This window comes from bacterium, assembly GCA_016716565.1.
Taxonomy (GTDB): domain Bacteria; phylum Bacteroidota; class Ignavibacteria; order Ignavibacteriales; family Ignavibacteriaceae; genus IGN2.
Map to the genome: position 1 here is coordinate 1 of JADJWC010000001.1, position 14,303 is coordinate 14,303.

General features: G+C 37.6%; 13 protein-coding genes and 1 pseudogene. All 14 read right to left on the reverse strand.

What is annotated here, in order from left to right:
• On the reverse strand, nucleotides 1-1,135 hold a 1,135-nt coding region (locus tag IPM14_00005), incomplete at its 3' end, for a DUF2723 domain-containing protein (GenBank protein ID MBK9096508.1).
• 76 nt (nucleotides 1,136-1,211) lie between these two features.
• Entirely contained in the window at nucleotides 1,212-1,454 is a 243-nt protein-coding gene (locus tag IPM14_00010) for a hypothetical protein (GenBank protein ID MBK9096509.1), read from the reverse strand.
• A 129-nt stretch (nucleotides 1,455-1,583) separates the two neighbouring features.
• Nucleotides 1,584-1,925 (reverse strand): helix-turn-helix transcriptional regulator, encoded by a 342-nt coding sequence (locus IPM14_00015; protein MBK9096510.1) that lies wholly within the window; start codon nucleotides 1,923-1,925, stop codon nucleotides 1,584-1,586.
• A 96-nt stretch (nucleotides 1,926-2,021) separates the two neighbouring features.
• Complete coding sequence (locus IPM14_00020) at nucleotides 2,022-2,633, reverse strand: DNA-3-methyladenine glycosylase 2 family protein (protein ID MBK9096511.1); 612 nt, start codon at nucleotides 2,631-2,633, stop codon at nucleotides 2,022-2,024.
• 11 nt (nucleotides 2,634-2,644) lie between these two features.
• A complete protein-coding gene (locus tag IPM14_00025) occupies nucleotides 2,645-3,451 on the reverse strand; it encodes a PIG-L family deacetylase (protein ID MBK9096512.1) in 807 nt (268 codons plus the stop codon).
• A gap of 1 nt (nucleotide 3,452) precedes the next feature.
• Nucleotides 3,453-4,673, reverse strand: a complete 1,221-nt coding sequence (locus IPM14_00030) for an agmatine deiminase family protein (GenBank protein ID MBK9096513.1) — start codon at nucleotides 4,671-4,673, stop codon at nucleotides 3,453-3,455.
• Nucleotides 4,674-4,816: 143 nt separating this feature from the next.
• Complete coding sequence (locus tag IPM14_00035; protein MBK9096514.1) at nucleotides 4,817-5,167, reverse strand: nuclear transport factor 2 family protein; 351 nt, start codon at nucleotides 5,165-5,167, stop codon at nucleotides 4,817-4,819.
• 32 nt (nucleotides 5,168-5,199) lie between these two features.
• Nucleotides 5,200-8,319, reverse strand: coding sequence for an efflux RND transporter permease subunit (locus IPM14_00040; GenBank protein MBK9096515.1), 3,120 nt, complete (start codon nucleotides 8,317-8,319; stop codon nucleotides 5,200-5,202).
• 45 nt (nucleotides 8,320-8,364) lie between these two features.
• Nucleotides 8,365-9,468 carry an efflux RND transporter periplasmic adaptor subunit gene (locus IPM14_00045; GenBank protein ID MBK9096516.1) on the reverse strand — a complete coding sequence of 368 codons (1,104 nt, stop codon included), beginning with the start codon at nucleotides 9,466-9,468 and terminating at the stop codon, nucleotides 8,365-8,367.
• Between the two features lie 13 nt (nucleotides 9,469-9,481).
• Nucleotides 9,482-11,059, reverse strand: a complete 1,578-nt coding sequence (locus tag IPM14_00050; protein MBK9096517.1) for a TolC family protein — start codon at nucleotides 11,057-11,059, stop codon at nucleotides 9,482-9,484.
• Between the two features lie 299 nt (nucleotides 11,060-11,358).
• Nucleotides 11,359-12,744, reverse strand: coding sequence for an MATE family efflux transporter (locus tag IPM14_00055; GenBank protein ID MBK9096518.1), 1,386 nt, complete (start codon nucleotides 12,742-12,744; stop codon nucleotides 11,359-11,361).
• A 107-nt stretch (nucleotides 12,745-12,851) separates the two neighbouring features.
• Nucleotides 12,852-13,310 (reverse strand): SRPBCC domain-containing protein, encoded by a 459-nt coding sequence (locus tag IPM14_00060; protein MBK9096519.1) that lies wholly within the window; start codon nucleotides 13,308-13,310, stop codon nucleotides 12,852-12,854.
• A gap of 11 nt (nucleotides 13,311-13,321) precedes the next feature.
• Nucleotides 13,322-13,692, reverse strand: a pseudogene (locus tag IPM14_00065) (DUF1801 domain-containing protein).
• A gap of 53 nt (nucleotides 13,693-13,745) precedes the next feature.
• Nucleotides 13,746-14,300, reverse strand: coding sequence for a dihydrofolate reductase (locus tag IPM14_00070; GenBank protein MBK9096520.1), 555 nt, complete (start codon nucleotides 14,298-14,300; stop codon nucleotides 13,746-13,748).
• Nucleotides 14,301-14,303 lie beyond the last annotated feature (3 nt).

The window sequence follows — 14,303 nt, forward strand, 5'->3', positions numbered from 1 at the left end:
GTTCATTTTCGTTCATTGGTGGATTTTGATTTGCCCTGATTATAACCATAGAGAAGGTAGTGAATCCCATCAGAATGAAAATTGCGGACATAAAAATTGTATGCAGTGTTGGTTTACTATTCTTTACCGAATAATGAACAGCATAACCAAGAATTGCAAGTATTACAGCGAAAATTAAAATTTCAACCACAATATTTTCTTTCCCGATTGCTGTCATCACAGAAGGTAAAAGCTTTACTACTCCGGGGTAGGTTGCGAACAGCGCAACACCGCCAATAATGATCGGGAGATAAAATGAATTCTTGTTGAAAACCTTTTTCCAGAATATTCCCATTACAACCACACTGATTCCGGCAACCATCAATTTAAATTTTGTATCAAAATCTTTGTATTCGTCTCCGGTTGGAGGAGTGGCACTGGTTTCACCTGCCCACCAGATTACAGCAAGCAGCAAAATAATTCCGGCATGACCTAGTAAAATGTAGCCGGTTTTTTTCAGTGCCTCTTCATCATCTAAATACTTTCTGAAGAAAATAATCATTACAACAGGAACAATCGTAAGAACGCTCATAAGATGAACACCAATTGATAAACCAACAAGATATGCTATACCGAGAATGTATTTTTCACTGTCTTTATTGTCCGCTCGTTCATACCATCTTATAATCAAATATATTATGAGAGCAACTAATAATGTGCTGAATGCATAGACTTCTGCTTCAACACCATTGAACCAGAAAGTATCGCTGAATGCGAGTGAAAGTGCACCAATTGCAGAAGCAGTGTATGTTGCTAATGCTTCAGAGAAATTTTCAGGCTTCTTTCCATTAAAAATATTGATGAGCTTTACTGCAACCAGATAGAGGAATAAAACAGATAATGCGCTCGAGAAAACTGATATCAGGTTTACTTTAAAACCTACATTTTCAAAAAAAGGAATCTTTGAGAAAATATTTCCTAGTATAAGAAAGAATGGAGCTCCGGGTGGATGCGGAACCTGTAAATAGTAGCTGGCAGCTATGAATTCACCGCAGTCCCAGAACGAAACCGACGGTTGAACGGTCATCCAGTAAACTACCAGTGTAATTAAAAATACTCCGGCAGCATATATTCTATGTAAAAGTTTAAGGTTCATTATCTCCTCATTAGAAAAAGAAAGCCAAAATTAGCTACAATTGGATTTGTATACAATGAAAACTGTAGAATAAAATTCATTTGTTGGAATCTTCGTCAGAACTTTTCTTGAAGAATTTATCATACTTCGAGGTGTCGACGGGTTTGTGGTATTTATCGTGAAGATCCTTGAGGCGTTTCATAGAAACTGTATCAAATTCGTCATCGTCTTTATCTCTTTTGATGAAGAGTTTATATTCATCGTATTCCTGACGAGTAAAATTACGCTCATATTTCCTCAGTAATTCAAGGAGCTTTTTTTGTTCTCTGTAAATGGACATCATCTACCTTTGGTATATTCAAGAATAAATTACTTTGTAAAATAACCAATGTGTAACAGTGAAAAAATTGATTTTATTATTAACTATAGACGAAGATGCAGATGGTTTGGTTCTCAACCTTTAGCTTTTTTAATTTTTGGGAAAAACGCCCCGATATTCTTCACCCCATTCTCTTAGAAGGTCAATAACCGGGATTACAGATCTTCCCAGAAGTGTCAGGCTGTATTCGACTTTAGGAGGCACCTCAGGGTAGACTTTCCTTGATATTATTTCTGCTTCTTCTAATTCCCTCAGCTGCTGTGTTAGCATTTTATGAGTTATTTTCTGAAGAGATTTTCTGAGTTCGCCGTATCTTTTAGGGTCATCCTTCAATCTCCAGATGATAGGTATCTTCCATTTACCTCCTATAACATCAAGAGAAAGCTCAACAGGGTTGTTATATTTTTTTCTCTTAAAACTGAATTCAGACATATTATAACCATTACTTACTTTTTATATAATATACAACTTATTAATATATATGGTCATTAAAATACTATATGCTATAAACTTTCACAAGACAAAATTTCAGATTCTTTTTCTTTTCTTCAGATAATAGTACCATAAAAAATATGCGGCTAATGATCGAAGCGGCCTTAATTTTGTCGTGAATCGAATTATCCCTTCTTCCGTTTTTATTCTAGTTAGCTCTTTGATTGTTGTGATTAGTGCAATATCACCAAGAGGAAATATATCTTTGCTCTCCAAACAAAACATTAAATAAATATCTGTTGTCCAATTACCTATTCCCTTTATACTTGTTAATTTTGTTCTTGCATCATTTACATCCATTCCAGATAGCTCATCAAACTTTAATTCTTTATCTATTACAGCTTGTGATAACGCACGTAAATATTTTGCTTTTTGTCGGCTGATCTGACAAGCTCTCATTTCTGCGTCGGTAAGATTCAGAATTTCAGTTGGTGAAAACTCTGACAAATAACTATTCAATTTTTTGAAATGTGCTTCAGCGGAGGAAAGGCTGACTTGCTGCTCTAAAATTATTTTGCACAGTGATACAAAGCCCTCCTGTCTTTGCCAGTTGGGAGGAACTCCGTATTTGTCTTTAATCTTTGCAAACAGTTTGTGAGTTAAAATAAGTTTTTTAACATCGGCAGGGTTTACAATTTTCTTAGTCATACCTTGAACTGCTAATCAAATATATCATCAACAACATTTGTATGTATAACAAACTTTCTGAAGTATGCAGTGTACGAAGCATTGCTTTTCTCTATTTCTATCCACTCATTCATTTCTTCTTCTGTCCACTGACTTTTATGACATCTTATAGATTCAAAATGTTTTTCTCTGTCTACTTCATCGTATTTAATTCTTACGTTCAGATATCTTTCATTAACTGAGTTTAAGTCGGCACTTGCGGATGATGTATCTGTTTCATCATTTGGAAAGCCTACAAAGTAAAGCGGATATCTTTCATACCATCCTTCACGTAATATTATTTCTGTTGTGATATCACTTATTCCGCGGTGGTCGGGATGACCTGTATCTCCGTCGGGACCGAAAGTTATTATCACATCAGGATTTATTTCTTCAATAGTTATTTTTAATTTTTCTTTAAGTTTCACTGTTTGCATAAAGTATTCGCCAAGTCCATCTCTTGAACCCAACCCATCATGAAATCCCAAGAATATCGGCGGCTCAATCCCTAATGCATTGCAGGAGCAAATAGTTTCGAGTTTTCGTATTTGTACCAGAGAATCTCCTGCCGGAATTCCTGCGTGTTTACGGGTTCCATATCTTCCATCTGCTGCGAGGATAAGATATACTTTATTGTCAGCGCTATATTTTGCAAGAACGGGACCCATGGCGGTTTCATCATCCGGGTGTGCAAGCACAACCATAATTATTTTTTCTTTTGAAGCATCAGCTTCTTGTTGTCCAAATGTCATTAATGAGCAAAACAAAATCAGAATTAAGAATAACAACTTTAAATTCAATCTAATTCTCCTTTTTTCTTTTCGGCTGTTGCTGTGTTCCGCAGTGAATACCACCACCTGACCAGTTCAGAGCCATTGCATCAATAAAAATTAGTTTTCTGCCGGGAAAAACCTCAGCGAATATTTTTTTTATTTGTTCTTCTTTTTGTGGAGAAGAGCCTTGTTTAATATATGTCGGAAGTAACACTGCGCCGTTGGTTACGTAAAAATTAAGATAGCTTGACGCAGCTACACGATAAGCAGTATCGCCAACCATCCAGCCATCGCTTTTCTTAAAAGCAGAGATTGGAATATTATAAGAATCATCCCATTCATCTGCCTCTAAAATTATTATTGGTTGTGCTATAATATCAGGCAAGGGAACTTTAACAATTTTAAATGAATAACCATTTTCATTTTTTGCATTCTTCAAGATTTCATAATTGATACTCATTCTATCATAATTAATTCTGTTTAATGCATTCTTATCTTTTTCTGATTCATCAACCCAGGCCAGGAGAATTGTATTTTCATCAGCGAATCTTACGTATTCATCAGTATGTCCGCCAGTTCCAAGTCCAACATATTTATCAGTAATTGTCCGCCATATGTGCGGGTCTTCTGCAAGTCCGTGTTGAAGCCAGATAATATTTGTTACACCAAGAACTCTTTTAAATTCTTTTTCAATGCTGTCTTTTGATGCGCCTTCATTTCTGGAAATAGTCAGAGGTTCATTAAGAATCAAAGTTCCTTTTCCGTTTACTTCGATTGTGCCGCCTTCAATAAATACCCATGATTTAATTACCGGAATACTGTCTTTAGCTGCCATAATACTATCAACTTTTTCTCTTTTGCTTCCTGCAAACCAAATATTCATCAGACTATCTGCTTTTGATTCATCGTTATCATGTATCTCCATCGTCCAGGAGCGAATACCATATGTATTCCAGTTAAAGTCTACAGCTTGTATTTCGCCATTTTTATTTACAGTAAACGTAGCCCCGTGATCTCTAATCCAGAATTCATTATCCGGAATTACATAGAATTTTATTTTTGCTGTATCAATTTCTCTTTGAGTCAAATAGTTTTTACATACCTGTAAAATACTGTCTGATTCAGTTACAACCTTTACCTGAACATAAGGCAGCAATGATTCTATCATATCGGCGCCAACCTGATAATATGATTCGTAACCTTGCCAGCCAAGCCAGACGGCTTCCTGTTCTTCAAATTCAGCCGGCATATAAAAATCGGAAGTTGATCTCTGATGATTACAAGAATATAACAACAGTGATGAAAGAATTAACAAATAGAATTTCATTTTATCTCTGAAAAGTTTATGAGATACTTTTATATTTCAAATTTTAATGGCGATGATAGTATTTATTACTTTACTTCCATCAAATAGGAGGTTAATCGATTGATCAGGTTATCTTTCATTTCAAAAACATCACAGAATACTAAGTTGATGAAATCAGCATCTTTTTTCTTTGCGCGAACTGTTCCTTCGGTGATGACAACATTATTTTCTTCAATAGCTCTCGTAACAACAATGACTGGCTTTCCTTCAAAAGCGGGATTTTCAATTTCCTTATCAAAGGCTTCTTTACCTTTCAGATGAAATACTCCTGGGAGAATCCATTCAATATCATCTGTCAAACAGGATAATATCATCCTGTGATCAGATTTGTTAAAACCCTCAATATATTTTTCTACAACTTTTTTGTTCTTGCTCATTACTATTTATTATTTCATAAAGATGATTTTAGCTATCTGACAGTTATCGGATCATACTTCTTTTCAATTTCATTATTATCAATTGATTTTACCTCTTTAACTTTTTCTTTTGATTTAGTAAAACGAGCAAGCAAAGTGTAAACAACGGGCACAATTACCAGAGTCAGGAATGTTGAAAAAAGCATGCCACCAACAACAACCAATCCAAGCGGCCGTCTTGATTCACCACCGGCACCGAGGCCAATAGCAATCGGAAGAATACCAAAAATTGTTGCGAAGGAAGTCATCAATATTGGTCTTAATCGAATTGTAGCTGCCTGCACAACAGCTTCAGTAAAACTTAATCCGTTCTCATGCTGTTGGTTCGCAAATTCAATAATTAGAATTGCGTTCTTTGTTACAAGACCGATTAGCATTATCAATCCGATTTGAGAATAAATGTTTAAACTCTCGCCAAAAATGAATAAGGTTAGTAGCGCACCAAACACAGCAAGTGGGACCGAAAGTAATATTGTCAACGGATGAATGAAACTTTCAAACTGTGCTGAGAGCACGAGGTAAATAAATATCAAAGCAAGCAGGAACATAAAATACAGAGCTGAACTTGATGATTTATATTCAAGTGATTCGCCTGCATAATCACGCTTTATATCAGATGGCAATTTTTCTTGTGCAATTCTATCAAGATCATCAAGTGCCTGACCAAGTGCAACACCTGGTACAAGGCTTGCGGAGATTATTGCTGATCTCACACGGTTATAATGATTCAATTCTTTCGGGGCAACTGTTTTTTCGACCGATACAACATTTGCTAGCTGCACCAAACCACCTTTACTTCTGATGTACAGATTACGTATTGCATCCGGAGTGGAACGATCTTCGGGTCTCACCTGCAGTATCACATCATACTGTTTTGTTCCTCGCTTGAAATCAGAAACAACTTTTCCACCTAAAAATGTTTCCAGAGTTGAACCAATGTCAGCAACGGAAACACCAAGTCCCGAAGCTCTTTCCCGATCAATATGGATATCAAGTTGTGGTTTATTCAACTTTAAATCTGTATCCAGGTTGATAAGATATCCGAGTTGAGATGCTTCACCCATCATTATGTTAACAGCATTGTTCAATTCTTCGTAACTATCTCCCTGGAGAACGTATTGAACCGGAGTAAGTGTAAAATCAGCTGCAATACTTGGCGGATTAATTACAAAAGCGAGAACACCGGGTATCGCAAGTAATTGAGGAAATAGTTCCTGAATAATTTGCTGTTGAGATTTTTCTCTCTCGCCGCGTGACTTGAGGTTTAAAAATATAAAACTGTTGGTTACACTTCCCGGTCCTTCAAAACCCAAACCCGTTGCTGTGAATAATCCCTCGTGTTCAGGAAGAGCAAGTAATATTTTTTCAATTTCCTTTACATAGGTATCCGTATATTCGATTGTGGCCCCCTCAGGCGCAATTACAATTCCAAATCCAAAACCACGATCTTCAACAGGGACCAATTCACTCGGAAGCATTTTGAATAAAAAGTAAGCGAGAATTAAAACGACAACAGCTGAAGCCACTGACAAAACACGGTGACGTAATGCACCTCTAACTAATTTTTCATAAACCTTATTTAGATTTTCAAAGAAAGTATCGAATGAGCGTGATGCCCAGCCTTTTCCAGTTCCATGTAATGGCCGGAGAATTTGCGATGATATCATCGGTGTGAGACTGAGAGCAACAAAACCTGATATTAAAACTGCTACAGCAACTGCAACTCCAAATTCATTGAATAGTCTTCCGACATTTCCCGATAAAAAAGCAAGCGGAACAAACACGGCAACAAGCGAAATTGTTGTTGCGATAATTGCAAAACCAATTTCCTTACTTCCGTCAATTGCGGCTTGCCATCTGGTTTTTCCCATTTCCATGTGACGATAAATATTTTCGAGTACGATTATCGCATCGTCAATAACTAATCCTATGGCAAGCACAAATCCCAGCAATGTCAGAATATTAATTGTAAAGCCAAAGAAGTAAACAGCAGCCAATGCGCCGATAATCGAAATGGGAATTGCAAGTGAGGGAATAATTGTAGCGCGGAAACTTTTAAGGAACGCGAGAACAACAAGCATTACCAGCAACAGCGCAATTATTAATGTTTCCTGTACTTCGTTGATCGATTCGATAATAAATTCAGAACTATCGTATGCAACTTCAAGTTTTACACCTGCCGGCAAAAGTTCTCTCAATTCAGGTAAAGATTCTCTAACTACTTTAGCAACATCAACAGTGCTCGCCCTCGACTGTTTAATTATACCAAGTCCCACAGAAGGTTTTCCGTTCCATCGGGCAATAGTTCTTTCATCCTCTGCACCAATTGATACGTTTGCAACATCGCGGAGACGTACAATATTATTTCCCTGCTGAGAAACAATAATGGCTCCAAATTCTTCAGGAGTCGCAAGCTCGCCTCTGGTTCTTACAGTAAACTCACGAGTTTCTCCTTCAACTCTGCCTCCCGGAATTTCGGCATTCTCAGTTCTTATTGCAAACTCAATATCCGATGTGGTTAATTTATGTGCAGCCATTCTTAATGGATCAATCCATACTCTCATTGCATACCGACGCTCACCTCCAAGAAACACACCGCCAACTCCTGACAGACGCTGAATCTTTTCCTTCAATACCTGGTCAGCAAAATAAGAGAGTTCAAGTGTTGAGTGTGTTTCGCTGAATAGCGCAAGCCAAACTATCGGCTGAGCATTCGCATCAACTTTTGAAATTACCGGATCTTCAATTTCTGCAGGAAGAGTTCCTCTGATTCTTGATACTCTGTCCCTAACATCATTTGAGGCTTCATTTACATCACGATCAAGTTCGAATTCAATTGTGATGACTGACCCGCCTTCTTTGCTCGAAGACTTTACTGTCTTAACTCCTTCAAGAGTTGCGAATTGTTCTTCCAATACATCGGTTATTTCAGTTTCAACAACACTTGCGCTCGCACCACGATATAAAGTAACTACTGAAACTACCGGAGGATCAATATCGGGATATTCACGAACAGGTAATTGTGTAAATGAAATAATCCCAAAAAGAACTATCACCAGACTCATCACTGTTGCCAGTACCGGTCGTTCGATAGAAATTTTACTTAGTTTCATAAAAACTCCTTATGCAAAAAACTGTTTTGTCTTTAATACCATCATTCATTGTTGTTGTTGCTGCTGAGAATTAACCGGGATAACTTTAGCGCCGGGAAAAAGTTTTTGATGGCCGGCTGTTACGATATTCATTCCCTCTTGAAGACCGCCGACAACTTCCACAACTTTGGATAATTGTGTTCCCAATGTCACCGGTGCCGGCGCAACAGTGCTGTCAGCATTCACGATATAAACCAATGATTGATTTCCATTTGCAAAAACTGCTTCGGTTGGAATAGTTAATGCTTCAGGTCTTTCAGTTAAAACAACGGAAACATTTGCGGACATTCCCGGACGGAATTTCTGTCCCGGGTTTTGAACTCTTGCAACAATCCTTGCGGTCCTTGTATCTGAATCAATGATCGGTTCGATAGCAATAATTTTTCCTTTCACTTCGTGTCCCGGATAAACTGGCGAGTAAACAACAACTTCAGAACCTCGTTTTAATTCAGCAAGAAATCTTTCAGGCGCAGAAAATGTGATGCGAATTTCATTAAGGTTAGCAAGCTCTGTAATTGCATCGCCTGTTCTTACAAAGCTTCCAACACTAACTCGTCTCGATCCAATCATTCCATTGAACGGGGCTACGATCCTTGTTTTATCAAGCCGTGCTTGTGCCAGCTTCAGATTTGCTTCTGATACTTTTAATGATGCAAGAGCGTCATCAAGATCCTGAGGTGTTCCTGCCTTTTGCTCAACAACTTTTTTCACCCTGCTATAAGTTGCTAAACTTTGTGCATAAAGTGCTTCTGCACTTAAGACTTCCGCTGAAAGTTGTGAATCATCAAGCTGAGCAATTAATTCTCCTTTTGAAATCTGACTGCCTTCTGTAAATGGAATATCAACCACTGTTGCGCTTATTTCAGATACTACTGTTATCTCTTCGATAGCTTCAATTGTGCCGACTGCTTCAAACCTTTCGCTGACACCTTGCTTTACAACCTGCGCAACTTCAACTGGCATTGGCGGCATTGAGAACTGTCCGCCAGCAGAACTCTGATCTCCACAGCTTATTATAAGAATAGTTAGAAAAATTGTTATTGAACTTATCAACCAGTATCGATTTAATAATCGTAATAGATTAAGATTTTTATTTTTAATGTTCTTCATACAAAAACTCCTTTTAATTATTTGTGTTCTCAGGATATTTACCTGAAGTAAGCTGCTTCAACTTTGCAACAGCATTTACAATACGAACCAGTGCTTCAGAATAACGGCGTTGTGCTTTTGCGAAATCTTCACCAAGACGAACAAGTTCAAAAGCAGTGGTACGTCCATTCTGAAATTCAATTCTTCCTATACGTACCTGTTCCTGTGCAGCTTCAACTCCATCTTCTGCAGCACGAAGACGACTGCTTCCATGCATCAATTCACGATGAGCTTTCCGAATTGATTTTTCAATCTCACGGCTAAGTTCAATATATCGTTGCTCAACATTTTCGGATAAGGCTTCAAGACGATCTTTTTCTCCAATATCACTTCGAAGACCAATTGGCAAACTAAATTCAACCCCGATGCTCCACCCGGGATAATCCCTCTTGAATAACTGGTTCAGCATATCACCATAACTCCCGCTCGTTGTTGTTGCAAGGGTATCGGTTCCAAAAATTACATCCTGCGGATCGCCGCCTAGTCCTGAACTTGAAATTGATCCAAGAAGATCGAGTGAAGGCCAGACATTCCAGGCTGCTGCATCGACAAGTGTATTCGATGCTTCAATCTCATCCTGAACTGCTTTCAACTGAAGATTACTTTGTAACGCATAGTCTATCAGTGCATCAACCGGTTCAATAGGAAATTCTGAGGGAGGAGTTTCTGTTGTTTTAAATCTGGACGAATTTGGTTCTGGCCTGGTTCCAATTAAAGTTGCAAGAAAATCGGACTGATTATCAAGCTCTTCTTCCTGATCAATAAAAAGTATCTCCTGCTCAGCAAGAAATGTTTTTGCATTCGCAACCTGCTCTGGTCCTACCAAACCAGCTTCTTCACGAAGCTGAGTTTCAATTAAAAAATCTTTTGCACGATCCCTGACAAGTTTTTGAACACCGTAATTTCTTTCCGCCGTATAAAGATTCCAGTAAGCAATTTCAGCTTCACTGATAATATTGATTACTTCCTGATCATAAATTGCTTTTGCAACGTCGTACTGAAGCTCAGCGAAGGTGAGATCTTTCCGCCCGTTTGAAGTAAACCCTTCAAGCAGCGGCTGCCGGAAACTAAGACTTCCGAATCCGTTATACTCAGGATTCAAAAATGCAAATTGTGAATTTGAATTCAAGCTGTAAGTACTTAATCCCAGTTCCAATTCCGTTCCTATTGGAAGATTTAATGTCAATCCTGTTTGAGCTGTGGTTTCTTTTGTCTGCAGCACGTCAGCTCCTGCAAAGAAAGAAGAAGTTGGGATATCCAGATCACTATAATAAAGATTGAAATAAAGTCCCGGATCGAAGTAGCCTCTTTCTCTTGTAAGATTTCCTTCGGCTGCCATATAAAGTGTATTTACTTTTCCCAGCGAAGTAGAATTTTTCATTGCGAGATCGGTTATCTCTGAAAGTGAGATTGGTCTGCCTTCCAAATTTTCCAGGATGATTTGAAGCGCACTGTCAGGGGCCGTTGTTTGTCCTCTGATGAATCCTGAAATTAAAAACAAAATTCCGATCAACAGTTTGGTTCGAAGGTAATTGCTCTTCGTAAACGACATATGGTTTTACTCCTTAGTAAGAAAAACTAAAATTCTGTTATGTGTGTTTTATCTGAAACGGAGGAACTATTCAGAAATCAAAATATGCTGAATCAACTTTTATAATTTGATAGTAAGAGTAAATTTGAAAATCCAGCGATGAATATTGTTCCAGATTTAATGGAAAGGATTGAACAGCTCTTAAATTATTCTAATCCAAAATAAAAGATTATAGTATTACACGTTGTGCGTCATGTTACAACTTGTGTTATATAATTATTAAATATACTGTGCCTTGGATTCCTTTACCACTTTGATTGCTAAACGATGACATTTTTCCATTTACCACGTGTGAACAACCACAATGTAAATAATCCAACTGCGGTTTCAGCAATAAATATTGCCCAAAAAACTCCTATGTATTCCATTGACAGTGTAGTTGCCATAAAATATGAAAGCGGGATTTCCAGTAACCAGAAGAAAAAGAAATTAATTTTAGTTGGAGTAATCGTATCTCCGGCTCCGTTGAAAGCCTGCGATGCAACCATCCACCATCCATAGACGAAATAAGAATAAGAAACTATTTTCAGCCATATACCGCCAACAGAAATGACTTCAGCATCATCGGTAAAGATTCCGACAAGTGATTCGCTTTTGAAAAAGTAAACTACGGCAACACCAATTAAGAAAACCATATTCCATAATCCTGTTATCCAGACTGACCGTTCAGCACGTTCAGGTTTTTTAGCACCGAGATTTTGTCCAACAAGCGTTGCAACTGCATTTGACATTCCCCACGCTGGCATCATTGTGAACATCATAATTCTCATAGCGATTGTAGTTCCCGCAACCACTTCACTTCCAAACTCGGCGAGTATCCTCATAATAAAAATCCACGAAGTCATTGCAATAATCATCTGTCCTATTCCGCCAAGCGAAGTTTTTATGATTTGCAAAGCAACCTGCCATTTAAGATGGAGTTGAGAACGAAGTACTTTAATATGCTTTACTCCTTTAAAGAGGAAATAGAGTTGCGTTAGTACTCCAATCCCTCTACCGATATTTGTAGCAACAGCAGCTCCTTCAATTCCCATTTCAGGAAAAGGACCCCAACCGAAAATTAGAACCGGATCGAGAACAATATTAATTCCGTTTGCTATCCATAGAACACGCATTGCAATTGCAGCATCGCCCGCCCCTCTGAATATTGCATTGATAATGAACAGAAGCATAATAACCACATTACCACCTAGCATCCATTGCATATAACAATAACCATTTTCAAGAACCCACTGATCAGCACCCATCAAGGCAAGTAATTCCTTCGAATAAAATATACCTGCGATTGAAAAAGGTAGTGAAATTAGTATGGCAAGAAAAATTGATTGTACAGCGCTGATGCCTGCTTTCTCTTTTTCCTTCTCGCCAATTCTTCGTGCAACAATAGCTGTCACAGCCATTGACAATCCCATTCCGATTGAGTAAAGAAGAAACAAGTACGTTTCTGTTAAACCAACCGTTGCAACTGCGGATGGACCAAGTTTTCCGACGAAAAAAATATCAACTACCGCAAAAGTTGATTCCATTATTAATTCCAGGATCATCGGAACAGCGAGAAGAAAAATTGCTTTGCCGATTTTTATTTCTGTGTAGTCAGCCTCGCTTCCGCGAATTGCATCTTTCAGCTCGATCCAAAGTGAGCTCAGATTTGAATTTTCTTTATTTGTGCTATTCTGAATTTCGATTTTAGCTTCTTCGTTCAATTTTAGCTGTTGAGTTAATTTAATAAGTCGATTGATAAATTAATACAAAATTATTTTTCTGAAATTTCTTTCAGCTTTTGAAGTGCTTTGGGCCACATACCCGCGAACATCTCTTTGAATTCATCGGGAATCTCACCGGTAAGTTCAATTAATAATTCTGTTGAGTCATCTTTATCTTTAAATGTATAATTCTCAAGAGCACCCACCCAATCTTTTGCAGCATCGCTGGTTGTGTCTTCAATTCCGTCATTTATAATACCGAGATGTTGTATAGAGATAAATTCATAGAGCTTATTTTCTGCTATTCTACTTACCATACCACCTTCTTTGCCTGTTTCGGGATTAGGACCTAAGAAAATTATTTTTGATCCCTTACTCCAATCTCCTTTGTAGTATGAGCCTTCACTAAAAGGTGTCGTCCACAACCTATAAGTAGCGTCCTCAAGCATGGTGTTCCATACTTTTTCTTTAGGCGCGTTTATCTCGATTGAAAATTTTAGTTTTTGCATGATTATCCTCCTTAATGCTTCTTCATAGTTTTTATGGAATTTTCTTTTACTCTGTACTTAACAATTTTTTTTATTAAAGATAAAGGCATCGGTTTATCCAAACGAAACTGAACAGAACCTTTTGCCGATTCATACGTTGATAATTCCGATTTGAATTTTTCAATGCCAGCAGGAGTTGGATAAAAACCTATGTGATTTTTAAAAGCAGCAAAATGAACCAGGTTACCATTCAGCTTAAATGTCGGGATTTGATAATTTATTGTTTCCTGAGCTTCGGGAGCGGATTTTTTAATTGCCTGCCGTACTGCTCAAGGATTTTTTGGATGTCCTTAGGAAAAGTACTTATGTATTCATCAACAGTTTTGAAATTCGTTTTAGCCATTTTTTCCCTTAATAATAAAAATTCATTCTTTGTATTGTAAAGCTAAATTCAAATTAATTTTTGAATTTTAAAACAACGCCACCATTCGAAAGCTGTTGTGTTGAAATCAATGATAAATTTCTGGAAGAAATACCTTGTTTGAAAAGAGGTCTTCCGCTGCCTAAAATAACTGGAGCTACTCCAATGCGATATTCATCAAAAAGATTATCATTAATAAAAGTATCAGAAAGGTCAGCGCTGCCAAATACATACATATCTCCACCGCCTTGTGCTTTCAGTTTAGAAATTTCAGCAGAAGCATTCTCTTTAATCAGGATTGAATTATTCCAGTCAACCGATTTCAAGGTTTTAGAAAAAACGAGTTTCGGGATTTTGTTCATTAATTCAGCGATCTCAGCAATCTCTCCTTCTGCTTTTGGCCAATAAGCTGCCATTCCTTCGTAGGTCACTCTCCCAAAAACCAAGTAGTCTGCTGAGTGTAATTGTTCAAGACTTAGTTTTTCAAGTTCCGATCCCCAAATCTTTTCATGAAAAGATAAATCCCAGTTTTGCTTTCCTTCGAAATAACCGTCGAGTGTAACGATGTTCCACATTATAAGTTTTCTCATATT

Excerpts from the sequence above, each read along its gene's own strand:
- IPM14_00010 (MBK9096509.1), bottom strand. The coding sequence starts at position 1,454 with ATGTCCATTTACAGAGAACAAAAAAAGCTCCTTGAATTACTGAGGAAA.
- IPM14_00050 (MBK9096517.1), bottom strand. The coding sequence starts at position 11,059 with ATGTCGTTTACGAAGAGCAATTACCTTCGAACCAAACTGTTGATCGGA.
- IPM14_00035 (MBK9096514.1), bottom strand. The coding sequence starts at position 5,167 with ATGAGCAAGAACAAAAAAGTTGTAGAAAAATATATTGAGGGTTTTAAC.
- IPM14_00045 (MBK9096516.1), bottom strand. The coding sequence starts at position 9,468 with ATGAAGAACATTAAAAATAAAAATCTTAATCTATTACGATTATTAAAT.
- IPM14_00070 (MBK9096520.1), bottom strand. The coding sequence starts at position 14,300 with ATGAGAAAACTTATAATGTGGAACATCGTTACACTCGACGGTTATTTC.
- IPM14_00030 (MBK9096513.1), bottom strand. The coding sequence starts at position 4,673 with ATGCCGGCTGAATTTGAAGAACAGGAAGCCGTCTGGCTTGGCTGGCAA.
- IPM14_00040 (MBK9096515.1), bottom strand. The coding sequence starts at position 8,319 with ATGAAACTAAGTAAAATTTCTATCGAACGACCGGTACTGGCAACAGTG.
- IPM14_00060 (MBK9096519.1), bottom strand. The coding sequence starts at position 13,310 with ATGCAAAAACTAAAATTTTCAATCGAGATAAACGCGCCTAAAGAAAAA.
- IPM14_00020 (MBK9096511.1), bottom strand. The coding sequence starts at position 2,633 with ATGACTAAGAAAATTGTAAACCCTGCCGATGTTAAAAAACTTATTTTA.
- IPM14_00015 (MBK9096510.1), bottom strand. The coding sequence starts at position 1,925 with ATGTCTGAATTCAGTTTTAAGAGAAAAAAATATAACAACCCTGTTGAG.